General features: G+C 35.2%; 10 protein-coding genes. 1 reads left to right on the top strand and 9 read right to left on the bottom strand.

Features of this window, described 5'->3' with window-relative positions; translation table 11 throughout:
- Window positions 1-42: 42 nt before the first annotated feature.
- The 7 genes from JQC67_RS02920 to eat all read right to left on the bottom strand — a co-directional run bounded on the left by JQC67_RS02920 (window position 43) and on the right by eat (window position 11,136).
- The gene (locus tag JQC67_RS02920) at window positions 43-1,551 is read right to left on the bottom strand and encodes a SusD/RagB family nutrient-binding outer membrane lipoprotein (protein WP_203251364.1); all 1,509 of its coding nucleotides are present in this window, start codon (window positions 1,549-1,551) and stop codon (window positions 43-45) included.
- 10 nt (window positions 1,552-1,561) lie between these two features.
- Window positions 1,562-4,756 (bottom strand): SusC/RagA family TonB-linked outer membrane protein, encoded by a 3,195-nt coding sequence (locus JQC67_RS02925; RefSeq protein WP_203251365.1) that lies wholly within the window; start codon window positions 4,754-4,756, stop codon window positions 1,562-1,564.
- Between the two features lie 329 nt (window positions 4,757-5,085).
- Window positions 5,086-6,450 (bottom strand): aldehyde dehydrogenase family protein, encoded by a 1,365-nt coding sequence (locus JQC67_RS02930; RefSeq protein WP_203251366.1) that lies wholly within the window; start codon window positions 6,448-6,450, stop codon window positions 5,086-5,088.
- Between the two features lie 55 nt (window positions 6,451-6,505).
- Window positions 6,506-7,243, bottom strand: a complete 738-nt coding sequence (locus JQC67_RS02935) for a gamma-glutamyl-gamma-aminobutyrate hydrolase family protein (protein WP_203251367.1) — start codon at window positions 7,241-7,243, stop codon at window positions 6,506-6,508.
- Between the two features lie 9 nt (window positions 7,244-7,252).
- The gene (locus JQC67_RS02940) at window positions 7,253-8,395 is read right to left on the bottom strand and encodes an iron-containing alcohol dehydrogenase (protein WP_203251368.1); all 1,143 of its coding nucleotides are present in this window, start codon (window positions 8,393-8,395) and stop codon (window positions 7,253-7,255) included.
- Window positions 8,396-8,448: 53 nt separating this feature from the next.
- The gene (locus tag JQC67_RS02945) at window positions 8,449-9,804 is read right to left on the bottom strand and encodes a glutamine synthetase family protein (protein WP_203251369.1); all 1,356 of its coding nucleotides are present in this window, start codon (window positions 9,802-9,804) and stop codon (window positions 8,449-8,451) included.
- Window positions 9,805-9,813: 9 nt separating this feature from the next.
- Window positions 9,814-11,136: an ethanolamine permease gene (eat, locus tag JQC67_RS02950; protein ID WP_203251370.1), complete on the bottom strand. Its 1,323-nt coding sequence runs from the start codon at window positions 11,134-11,136 to the stop codon at window positions 9,814-9,816.
- A 190-nt stretch (window positions 11,137-11,326) separates the two neighbouring features.
- Here eat and JQC67_RS02955 point away from each other — a divergent pair, with 190 nt between their 5' ends.
- Window positions 11,327-11,800: an Lrp/AsnC family transcriptional regulator gene (locus tag JQC67_RS02955; RefSeq protein WP_203251371.1), complete on the top strand. Its 474-nt coding sequence runs from the start codon at window positions 11,327-11,329 to the stop codon at window positions 11,798-11,800.
- Here JQC67_RS02955 and JQC67_RS02960 read toward each other — a convergent pair whose 3' ends face one another.
- On the bottom strand, window positions 11,801-12,250 hold the full coding sequence (locus JQC67_RS02960; protein ID WP_203251372.1) for a GreA/GreB family elongation factor: 450 nt from the start codon (window positions 12,248-12,250) through the stop codon (window positions 11,801-11,803).
- 30 nt (window positions 12,251-12,280) lie between these two features.
- On the bottom strand, window positions 12,281-12,913 hold the full coding sequence (locus tag JQC67_RS02965) for a hypothetical protein (protein ID WP_238934451.1): 633 nt from the start codon (window positions 12,911-12,913) through the stop codon (window positions 12,281-12,283).
- Window positions 12,914-12,926 lie beyond the last annotated feature (13 nt).

Genomic DNA, 12,926 nt, shown 5'->3' on the forward strand with positions numbered 1-12,926 from the left:
AGAAATTAACCTAATTCCAATGCATTTTTGCTCAGTTTCAATCTATTGCAACCACCAAGGTACTTGACGAATACCATCATTGTCTGCTCCAAATTGTCTTTCTATTGCCGTTGAAACATTCGCGGCATTCTGATTATATTCATCTTGTGGGTAAATCCATCTGGTTGGTGGTGTACCTGCAGCTGGAATCATAAATTCAGGATATCCAGTACGTAATTGATCAAAATACATACGCCAACCCGATTGATGAAAAGAGGTAAAATATTTCTGTGTTATTATTAGTTCTAATTGCTCTTCTGAAGATGTAGCATTATCCCAATTTACCAAGTTTTCAAGTAAGTATGCATCAGCAGCACTTTCATTTACAAATGAAGAGTAATCACTGGTTCCTGTTGCATCCTTAGCATAAGATTGATAAAAAGAAAAATTTGTTTTTATTCCATTTTCATAATGCTCTTTGGCGTCTGCAGAAATCCAACCTCTACTAGCTGCCTCAGCAATAACAAATTCAACTTCCCAAAAACCAAGAAGGTTGTGTGGTTCTGCGACAGGATCATTTGTATATCTATTGTTTACTTTTGATGCATCTCCAGCTGCTGCTTTATCATTTACCTCACCATAAGGCGCAATAGGGTTTCCACCTTCATAAGCAGAAAAATCATTATCCAACAGCCCTGCTTCTTTTGCATTTTTAGTGGTACTGCAGTATAAGAATAATCGCGGATCTTTATGGTCTTGTAAACGTTGAATAAAAGTAGAGTCCATATACATACCAGAGCCATAACTACTACTATTAAATTGACTGTAACGACTACCGTCTTGATCAACAAAAACCAATTGGCCGTTATCTTCTAGTGATGTCATAATAGGTTGACTGTTAAAAATAGAAGCAAAAGTTGCTGGTATATTTAAATCAGCATCACCTTCTTTTTTAGACAAGCTTATTAAAACTTTCAAACGAAAAGAATTAATTAGTTTCTGCCATTTAGCTGCGTCGCCATTATAAATTATATCGCCAGCGACCAATTCTGTACTTCCAGATAATAGCGTGTTAGCTTCTTCTAATTCTTGTAAAATACCTTGAAACACTTGTTTTTGAGTATCATAAACTGGCTCGTAAATATTTGCAGTTTCACCTTGTAGCGCTTCACTATAAGGCACATCGCCAAAAGTAATGGTAAGTCCATAAAAATAATAGGCTCTAAAAAATTTGGCTATTGCTATATACGTATTACTTTCAATGCGCACTGCTTCTTCATACATTTTGGTAATATTTCTAAGCTCATCATAAGGCTCAAAACTACCACGATTCCAATTGTAATATTGGCCGTTATTTTCTCCATCTGTTTGTACTAACATTCTACTTGCATACATTGAACCTGTACCTTCTACTTTAAAGGCGTCAAATGCAATTTCGGTTAATAATAACTGAGGGTGCGTTTCACTTACGTTATTCGGGTTCTCATTAATTTCACTTAAATCTTTAGTGCAGGCACCAAATGTCAGTAATATCAACGATACTAAAACGGATGTTATTTTTACTGTTTTCATGTTCTTAATATTAAAATTTCATATTGATACCCATACCAAGAAATCTGGATGATGGATCTTGTAGATTATTTTCGTTACCAAATTGTGTTTCAGGAACACCATTTCCTTCGGCTCTTCCTGTTCCAAAATCTGGATCTACAATTGGAGCCTTTTTCCAGATAAAAAGATTATAACCGTTTACCGAAACATCTAAATGCGTAAGACCTTTTACTTTAAGAATATCTGTAAAATCATATTTTAATGATACACTTCTAAGTTTGAAGAATGTACGTTCAAACACATTGGCAAACTGCTCACTTTCATCTTCGGTAACTCTAGCTCTATAAGGGTAATTTTGACTCCATGTTTGCCAATTTACCTTTGTAGTATTTGCTTGAAAAGTTCGTGTATCAGAAACCACATTTCCGTTGGTATCTTGCGTTAACTCTCCACTTACAACATTAACACCTGCAGGCGTGTAAACGGGGACACCAGCTGCGTATTCTTCATCTCTATAAGTAGTAGAGTTTGGATGTTTACCACCCCACCACATTTTTTCGACAGTTGTTGAATTAAAAATACCGCCCCATACACCATCAATACCAACATCTAATCCCCAATTTTTATATTTAAAATTGTTTAAGAATCCTAGTTGCCAATCTGGCTCAAAATGTCCAAGGTTTTGTTGAAAATTATCTCGAATTGGCAAACCACTATCATTAAGAATTAACCGTCCGTCTGGTGCTTTTTGCCAAACTGTTGCGTAGTAGCTATCATATCGTTCATTAAGCTTGATATTATTATATTGATCTTGATTATCATAAATACCAGTAAGCTTTTTAACCCATTTTGTCCAGTTAAGATTTACATTCCATTTAAAATTATCATTTCTTATTGGTGAAAAGTTAAAGGCAGCTTCTAACCCATTAGTGGTATATTCATTTCCATTTACTTTTCTTTCACTAAACCCTGATGCAACAGAAACCGGCAAGTCTATTATTTGATTGGTATCTATAGTATTATAATATGTAAAATCAAGTCTAAACTTTCCTTTTAAGAAAGATGCACTAGTTCCTATTTCAAAAGAAGTTGATTTTTGAGGTTCAATTAAAGGGTTTACCAATCCATTTGGGTAATACAATCTTGGGTTAGAACCAAAGAAACCACCATTGCTATAGTATGAAGATAATTCATATGGCGAAAGGTCACTTGACACTTCTGCCCATGAACCAAACACTTTTAAATAGTCAATACTTTCAGGCATTTCAACAATATTAGAAACTACTAAACTTGCTGATACAGATGGGTAAAAATAAGAGCGATTTTCTTCTGGCAAAGTAGAAGACCAGTCATTACGTGCCGAAAAATTTAAAAATAAAGCGTTATAAAAATCTAAGCCCATGGTTGCATACACACTATTTATAGCTTTTTCATTGTAGTATGTTGTACCCTTAATATTGCCACTTGTATTGTTCAAACTGTAAACAAATGGTGCAATCAATCCATCTGTGGCATTATATTCACTTTGATAATTGGTGTAATAAGCAGATGCACCAGCATTTATATCAAAACCAAAGTTTTCACTAAACTCTTTTTTATAGGTTGCCAGAAGATCGTAATCTACATTTAGAGAACCTGTATTCCAAGTTTTATAATCACCCTCTCGTGGATCACCATAATTTAAGTACGTCTTCGGACTTTGACGATCTTCAAATATATCTTTTACCACTGCAGACCCTCTAGCCTGTAAATTAAAGTCTTCTGTTATCTTGTAGTTTAACTTTAACTGGGCATTAATAACATTAGCATCATATTTTTGGTTCAACTCTTCTGATGCAAAATATGGATTATTATACCATGCATAGTTCCAGTTTGCTTGTCTGTAACCATCTTGACCAGGAACATACAAATGTTCTTTAAGATCTTGCCCATTTACATCATCACCCATCCAAATAAGAATAGTATACATGTGGTTTTTAGGGCCATAACCGTGTCTTGGATAATTAGGTGAGTACACTTTGTTATAGGCTAATTTACTATCTAATGTTAAACGATCTGATAGCAGTGTTGTCGCTTTAAAGTTTAATGCACCTGTTTTTAAACTTGCATTTGGCACTCTATCTTTTTGATAAGCATAAGTTCCTGAAAGTCTAAATGAACCTTTTTCTCCTCTTTGAGCGATTGAAAAATTAGAATTTGAAATATATCCAGTTTCCATAAAATCACCTAAATTATCGTGGTATTCCCAAGGAGTAGGAACTCTTGAATAGCGCGATTTATCATCATATTGAGTACCAGATACATCTCCCCACCATGGAATTGACTCGCCACTGACGTTGTCTAAAATTGGACTATTCCACTGTGCCACCAATTGGCCTGTACCAAATTTTGGACCCCAAATCATATCACCGTCTGAAATACCACCATCTTGGCCATCCCAGAATTCATATTTACCATTTGACCCATTTCCGTATTCAGTTTGGGTTTCAGGAAAAACAGTAAACCCAGTAGTAACCATCATATTATGTGAAATAGAAACTTCTAAACCGTCTTTTTTTGCATTTTTAGTGGTTATTAAAATTGCTCCGTTTCTACCTCTTGATCCATATAAAGCTGAGGCTGTGGTACCTTTTAGTACGTTAACATTACCTATATCGTTTGAGGACAAATCAAAGAAATTAGTATCAACCGGAATACCGTCAATAACAATTAACGGACTTTTACCACGTAAAGAAAAAGATGGTTCTTGAAAAAGTCCTGTTGGGTTGGTAACTGAGAGTCCGGCTACTTGACCTGTAAACAAACTAGCTACATTTGGCGCTTTTACATCTTCAATGGTTTCAACATCCATTTGTTGCGTAGCATATCCCAGTTTTTTTTCAGCACGAGTAATACCTAAGGCAGTAACTACAACTTCTTCTAATTCATTAGAGTCTGTTTGTAAAGCAACCGTAGCAGAAGTTTTGCCTACTACGTTTATTTCTTTAGAAACATACCCTATATAAGATACAACAAGTACCTCATCAGAGTCATCAAGTTCAATTTTAAAATTGCCATCAAAATCAGCGGCAACGCCTGTTGAACTTCCTTTAATTACAACAGATGCACCAGGCAAGGGCACGTTGCTTTCATCTAAAACTTGGCCAGAAAAAATTCTCTGGGCATTCGCTATTGTTCCTATAAACATTATAAGAACTAACGTTAACAGTGTTTTGTTCATTTTCATTAGTTGTGGTTTTGATTGTTTGTTCAAGCGGCAAAATTGCTCTGAAAAAGTTTCTTTAGAGTTTTGTTAACGTTAACAAAAGACCAACAAACTATTAAAGAGATTATGTTTCAGACCAACTACCATTTAATATGGCAGCATAGCTGATTGGTAGTTTTCTTTTGGGGGAAATATTTGATTAGACAAGTACGTCTATCAAATCAAATTCTCAAACATCTTGGCAGGTTGGAGAACGGCAATACTTCTTCTGCAAGTCACTTAAAAAGTGTACTTGTTTTTGCTTATTAGTTTTCATTTAAAGTTAGTTTGGTCGTTGTGATTAAATAAAATTATGCTCGCATATGATATGATTTAGGTTGTACAAAAGCTCGAATACCTTGTGATGACAATGTAGTTCCGAGGCCAGAATTTTTTCTACCTGACCATGGCACATTCGGACTTACCCTGTCGCAACAATTCCAGTATACCGTGCCCGTATTCATTTGTTGTAATACTGACATTGCTCTTTCTTCATTTGAAGTAAAAATGGCCGCTGTTAAACCATATTTAGTGTCTTGCATTAATGCTATAGCTTCTTCATCCGTTTTGACTTTTTGAATTCCGATAATTGGGCCAAAAGATTCTTCATGCATCACTTTCATGTCATGGTTACAATCAACCAAAACTGTTGGCTGAAAATAATAACCAGCAACATCAATAGCTTGTCCGCCCGCTTTTAAAACAGCACCCTTTTCTAGTGCATCGCTAATTTGATGTTCTAATATTGCAATTTGAGGTTCTCGTGTTAATGGCCCTAGAAAAGTATTTAAGTTTGTAGGATCACCTTGCACATAAGAATTTACCTCTTTAACAAAAGCTTCTACAAACGCATCATAAATGATTTCAGAAACATAGATTCGTTCTACGGCACAACAACTTTGCCCATTATTATAAAAGGCCCCTTCGGCAGCATTAGCAGCAGCAAGTTGTACATCTGGCACATCATCAGTAACAAAGAGCGGGTCTTTACCGCCTAATTCCAATTGAAGTGGCACCAATTTCGGAGCAACAGTTTTTGCTATTTTTTGTCCTGTTGCATGTGAACCTGTGAAGAAATATCCATCAAAATCTGATTCAAGAAGCTGTTGCCCTAATGACCCATCGCCAATTGCACAAATAAAAACATCTTGAGGTATACCTGCTTGATACAGATATTTTTCAAACTGTTTCCCAGTTAAGCTTGCATACTCTGATGGCTTGTATAAAACAGAATTTCCAGCAACCAAGGCATATAGAAAAACATTGTAACCTACATTATACGGAAAATTCCATGCAGAAATATTAGCAATAACCCCAAGTGGTTCGTACACAATCTTCTCATGTGTTGCGCCAGCATCTACTAAGATTTCATCAGCTAACCATTTTTCAGCATTAGCTTTTAAGTGGTCTACTCTATTTTGCGCGCCAGTAATTTCGTTCAACGATTGCTGTAAAGGTTTCCCCGTTTCACTCGTCATTATTGCAGCTAATTCTTCTTTATTTTGTTGAATTAAATCACCAAATTTTATGATACAGTTTAATCGTTCTTTTACCTGTAATAAAGCCCATTTTTTTTGTCCTTTGCGAAGTATTTCTAAGGTGGTATTAACCTCTGAAATATTATCTTCTTTCAGTTCGGCTATTATAGTATCTGTTGCCGGGTTCTTAATTTTCATTGCAGAATATGAGTTTATTTTTGTTGTCAATTAAATTAATAATCGACCTATATTTTTATTTTATATGCTTCAAAAAAGCATCATACAAGACCTTATGATCAACGAGTTCTCCTTTTTGCGTATCTGAAAATTCAGGATGCCACTGCACACCCATCACCTTACCCTCTGGTTCTTTAGTATATCCGAAAGCTTCAATAAAACCATCATCACTATGCGCGTAAACTTCAAGATTACTCCCTAAATCTTTAATAGCTTGATGATGCACAGTATTCACTTGCGGATTCTCAACATCACTATAAATTTTATCAAAGAAAGAATTTTGAACAATTTTTAATGGATGTTTTATAGCATCATATAATTCAGCAGACCTATGGTCATTTGCTTCAGGTAATTGTGTATTAATATCTTGAAATAGTGTTCCCCCGAAATAGGCATTCATTAATTGAAAACCACGACAAATTCCTAAAACTGGCAATGAGTTTTTAATTGCAAAATCAAGAATTTTTAGTTCATATTGATCTCTGTGCGCATCACCTTTCCATCTACCAATAGGTTTTTCACCGTAAGTTTCAGGCGCTAAATCACTACCACCTTGCAAAACTATTCCACTTACTTCGGATAAAATAGCCGTCAAATAAGGGTCATCTACATCAGGAATCAAAACAGGAAGAATACCTTCTTGCGTAACATAACGAGCCATATCATTTTCTATGTAACTCAATGACTTCAAACCAAACACAGCTCGGTCTTTATCAGGATACATAAAACATGATGAGATGCCAATTTTTATCATTTGATAGAATTATAATGCAGCTTTATACAACTTTTTAAAATCTTCTAATTGAACTGGTTTAGGATTATTAGGATGACAAAAATCAGCCTTAGCTAAAACCGAAAGCGCATCTATATGTTCTTCTTTAACACCAATAGCAGAAAGTTTTGTCGGGAGACCTAACTTCTCATTCAACTCAAAAAGATGCGACACAACTTTGTTTCCATTATCAGATCCTAGGCCTAAAGCCAACGCCATTTTATCAAATCGGTCTTCAAAACCTTCGTAATTAAAATCCATTCCGTATGGTAAATTGATTGCATTAGCAAGTCCATGATGCGTATCAAACATACTAGAAAGTGGATGCGCCAAACTATGCACGACACCCAGACCTTTTTGAAATGCCACAGCTCCCATTAGCGATGCTAAAAGCATTTTTGATCTAGATTCTATATCAGGTTTATGGGTTGCTATTTCTAAAGATTGCGAAATCAAAGAAATTCCTTCAAGGGCAATACCATCACACATTGGGTGAAACCCTTTTGCTACATATGCTTCCATATTATGCGTTAAAGCATCCATACCTGTAGCAGCTGTGACAAAAGCAGGAAGCTCCATCGTCAACATAGGGTCTGCAAATACTATTTTTGCTAATAACTTTGGACTGAAAAGTATTCTTTTCTTCTTGGAATCATCTTCAGAAATAATTGCACTTCTACCAACTTCACTACCCGTACCAGAAGTTGTTGGCACAGTAATAAAATGAGGCACATCTTCAGTTACATATTTGTCACCACCAATTAAATCATCATAATCAAAAAGATCTCGCTTATGATTCACACGCAGTACAATGGCCCTAGCAACATCTAATGCTACCCCACCACCGATACCAACAATACAATCACATTGTGCATCATGATAAGCGTCTCCTCCTTTAAGTACATCCGATTTTAATGGATTTTTATGCATGTCAGTAAACACCTCAACATGTAAACCCGTTTGCTCAACATCTTTCTTTATTTTCTTGAAAAAAGAAAGCTCAGCAATAATACCATCCGTGACAAACAAAGGCCTTTTTAAATTGTGGCTTTTTAGATAATCTGCCAACTCATTAATAACACCACTTCCAAATCGAATTGGTGTTGGAAAATTATATGTGTAAGTCTGATTCAATTTATATCAATTTATATTTTAATATCTACTTGCAATGTTCCGTTTGTTAGTACTTATATAATTTCAAAATATCGTTTGGTTTCCCAATCTGTTACTGTAGCTGCAAACTGTTTCCATTCCCATTCACGGGTGTAAGTAAAATGATCAACAAACGCTTCACCAAATATCTCTTTGGCAATAGTTGAGTTTTTCATTTTTGTAGCTGCTTCTAACAAGTTTGAAGGCAGCTTTCCGTTTTTAGCATCAAGATATCCGTTGCCTACGGTTGGTTCAATATCTAATTTCAAATTATGTTTAATTCCATATAAACCACTAGCCAAACAAGCGGCCATAGCGAGATATGAATTGGTGTCAGAACCAACCACTCGATGTTCGATTCTTGTAGATTTAGCTGAGCCCACTAAAGGTCTTAATGCTGTAGTTCTATTGTCATGACCCCAAGTAATTGTAGTTGGAGCCCATGCCCCTTCAACTAAGCGCTTGTAGCTATTTATTGTTGGCGCTAGCATTGGCAGTATTTCTGGCAAACATCGTAATTGACCAGCTAGAAAACTTCGCATTACTGAACTCATTCCATCTTTTTGATCTTTGTCAAAAAAAAGATTGTTCTTGTTTTCTATGTCCCAAAGGCTTTGATGCACATGACCACTACACCCCGGAAGCTTACTACTTGGTTTTGCCATAAAACTAGGAATAATACCATGTTTATGGCCAATTTCTTTTGCAGCGGTTTTAAACAGAACTGCTCGGTCAGCAGCTTCTAAAATACCGCTATATTGAATTGCCGCTTCAGTAACACCTGGTCCCGTTTCAGTGTGTAGACCCTCTAAGGGCACGTTAAATTCACCCAGCAAATCAAAAAGGTCTTGAAAAAAATCACTGTTTTCAGACAACTTCAACATTGAATAACCAAACATACCTGAAGTAAGTGGTTCCAGATTTTTAAAATTCTTTTCGTTTACTGAGTTAGAAGTTTCTTTATAGTTGAACCATTCAAATTCTTGAGAATACATTGCAGAAAAACCCATGCTTTGACCTTCTGCAATTACTTTTTTCAGCAAACTACGTGGACAGGCAGAAAAGCTTTTTTTTCCATTTGAGAAATCTGCTAAAAAAAGCGGAGTATTTCTTTCCCAAGGAATTGTTCTAAAAGTGTTTAAATCGATATACGCATTTTCATCTCCGTAGCCAGTATGCCAACCTGTAACTTTTGCATTCTCATAAGAAAGGTCATTCATATCCCATCCGAAGACAACAGAACAAAATCCAAATCCATCTTTTAAGGCAGCAATAAATTTGTCTTTGTGCATGTATTTACCTCGAAGCACCCCATCAATATCAGTAATAGCCAACTTTACCTTATCATGGCCGCTCTCTTGTAACTTTAAAATAATTTCATTTTTGTCCATGGTATACTTTTATTTCATTTTATGATTGAGAAAAAGTAAGAAATACAGGTATGATACACCAATGATACCTATGAAAATTAACGCAATATTAAAATTGTAATATGTCATTGAAACAAAAGCCACAATAGCAATTACAAGTGCTGTTGCCGGAAACAAAGGAAATAATGGCACTTTAAAAGGACGTTCAAGCTGTGGTTCATTTTTACGGAGTGCGAAAAACGAAAACATTGAAACAATATAAAGACCCAGCGCTCCAAAACAAGCAATGGTAATTATCTCGCCAGTTTTTCCGGTAAATAAAGCTACAATACCAACAAGCATATTTACAATTAGTGAATTTGCAGGAGTTCTAAACTTGGTGTGTATTGCTCCTAATAATTTAGGTGCATACCCCACTCTACCAAATTCAAAAGTTGCTCTTCCGCCGGCTAGAATAATTCCGTGAAAAGATGCTACCAAGCCTAAAAGGCCAATACCAACTAATAACTTAAAGAGAATATGATCACTAGATACCACGTATGAAATAGCTAGCGGAAGTGGTGAATCTGAGGCTATTGTACTTCCGGCCGGATATACAACTGCTTCCCAACCAGCAACACCAACTGCAGAAGCAAAAGTAAGTACACATAATATTACCAAGGTTAGTATTGCAGAACCAAAACCTATTAAAATACTTCGTTGTGGGTTTATCGCTTCTTCGGCCACATTTGCAACCCCTTCAATGGCTAAGAAAAACCAAATTGCAAAAGGTATAGCCGCAAAAATGCCGCCATAACCATTCGGCAACGGATTAGATTGAATATTTGCCCATTCAAATTCAGGTAATGTGACACCAGAAAATATCAATAATTCTATAACAGCTAAAACCGTAACAACCAATTCAAATGTAGCAGCTAGTTTTACACCTAGAATATTTATTGTCGTGAAAATTAAATACGCACCAATTGCGAAAACCATTAAATCTATTGACGGATACAATAGATTTAAATAGGCACCTATTGCAGCAGCAATGGCAGGAGGCGCGAAAACAAATTCAATATTTTGCGTGATACCTGCTAAAAAACCTAAGTGCTTACCGAGACCTCTATTTGCATATTCAAAAGCCCCACCAGCTTTAGGTATAGCACATGCCATTTCAGTATAACTGAAAGTGAATGTAACATACATTATGATGATGAAAAAAGTGGCAATTGCAAGTCCGTATGTACCGCCTTCGGCTAGGCCTAAATTCCAACCAAAATACATACCTGAAATAACGTAACCAACACCTAAACCCCACAACATTAATGGACTTAGAACTTTCTTTAATTTAGGTTGGTTTGGCTGGTTCATACTACGGTCAAATTATTACTATTAACAAGAACTCATAAAGTATAATAATACCTGAAAGTAAAAATATTTAGATTTAAAACACCATATATATTAATATTAAGTAAATTATGTACTATATTTTACCACAAGCAGTAATTACATTCTGTTTTAAGAATATACAATAGCAATTTTTAGACAATTCATGCTAAATATGAAACTTGATAGAAAAGACTTAAAAATACTAGACCTATTACAGAAAGATGCCAACATTAATAACAAGCAAATAGCATTAGCTACCAATCTAACGTTAACCCCTGTATATGAACGTATTAAAAAGCTGACAGCTTTTTCATTATTAAAAAAGAAGGTCTATATATTAAATAGAAAAAAGCTCGGTTTTAACGTTATGGTATTGGTTTGCGTTAAAATTGAAAAACATTCTGAAGAAGGAGCACTGTCATTCATGAATGAAATAAAAAAGTTTCCTGAAGTTGTTGAATGCCTACATGTAACTGGATCTTTCGATTTTCAATTAAAGGTTTGCACCAAGGATATTGACCATTACCATGAATTTAATTTCAAAAAATTGGCAACAATTAAAAACATTAGTCAAATGGAAAGTTACTTTGTAATGAAAGAGGTCATCAATACTACGAGCTTACCACTCTGTATAATTCAAAAATAATTAAAGTATTTCTAAAATTTTAATGTTGCTTCCATTGAAAGTTACGGTATCATCTAAAGATTTTCCCAGTAAAAGTTTAGCAATAGGTGTTTGAATTGAAATACAATAAACCGATGTTGTTACATCTGTATACTCACCTGCAGAAATAGCCAAAAAATAATTCGCTTTAGAAGTTTTAACCCAGCTGCCTAACTGAACCGTTTCAAAAGATTTAGTGATAAATACTTTGGTTAGCGTTAGCTGCATTTTTTCAGCTTCCGCCAACTGTTGACCTAATTTTTCTCGCTCTAATTGAAGCATCGCTCTACCCGTTTCGTGCTTATCTCCCGCACTACTTTTTGTCTCAGAGGTTAATGACTCTTGAATGTTTGCTATATTAGTATGAATTCTAGTCAGTCTATCTTCTACAAAGGTTTGACAGAAATTTAGGTAGGCTTCTTTTTGATTCATAAGTAGTGAACAGCAATGTATAGAATTGGCCTAGAAATGGTATAAATCAGCGAGTTTATAAATCAAAAAGTTTATCACTGCGGCTTCACCTTTTCCTTGTTGCAACATACCTTGTACCTCAACTTGGTTTTCATCTTTGAAAAACTCTAAATCATCAGTACCATATCTACTAAATATATTCCATGATTTGAGTCCCTCAAGCATTTTTCGATGCGAATGGTAGCGCTGATTTACCTGCTTTAATTTTTGATTAAAGTCTTGACTTTTCTTTTTATCCGCATCAAGAGCTACCGCATTACGAAGTATATATTCTTTTTCAATTTGCGCATCAGCTTCTTCAGCTTGCGCTATTATTCGAACATATGCCGTTCTAACTAACTTATCATATTTAATATCAAAACGGGGTACTACTTCTGATTTCTTTAGATAAGAATCATCAATAATCATTTCGTCATCATTACTTGCATAAAATTCTTGGCTTTCAATTTCAGGTTCAGATGTTTCTGTTATTAGCGCATCTTTCCACGCCTGAGATTTTAGTACTTTCTGCCATGCTTCAGCATACATAGCATCAGAAGATGGTTTTGTAACACTACAACTACTTAATAATAGTACAAATAATAGTACAACACAAAGCCTTAAAGGTTCTATCGTTTTATTCATTTTCATATAGTAT

This window comes from Aurantibacter crassamenti, from assembly GCF_016811105.1.
Taxonomy (GTDB): domain Bacteria; phylum Bacteroidota; class Bacteroidia; order Flavobacteriales; family Flavobacteriaceae; genus Aurantibacter_A; species Aurantibacter_A crassamenti.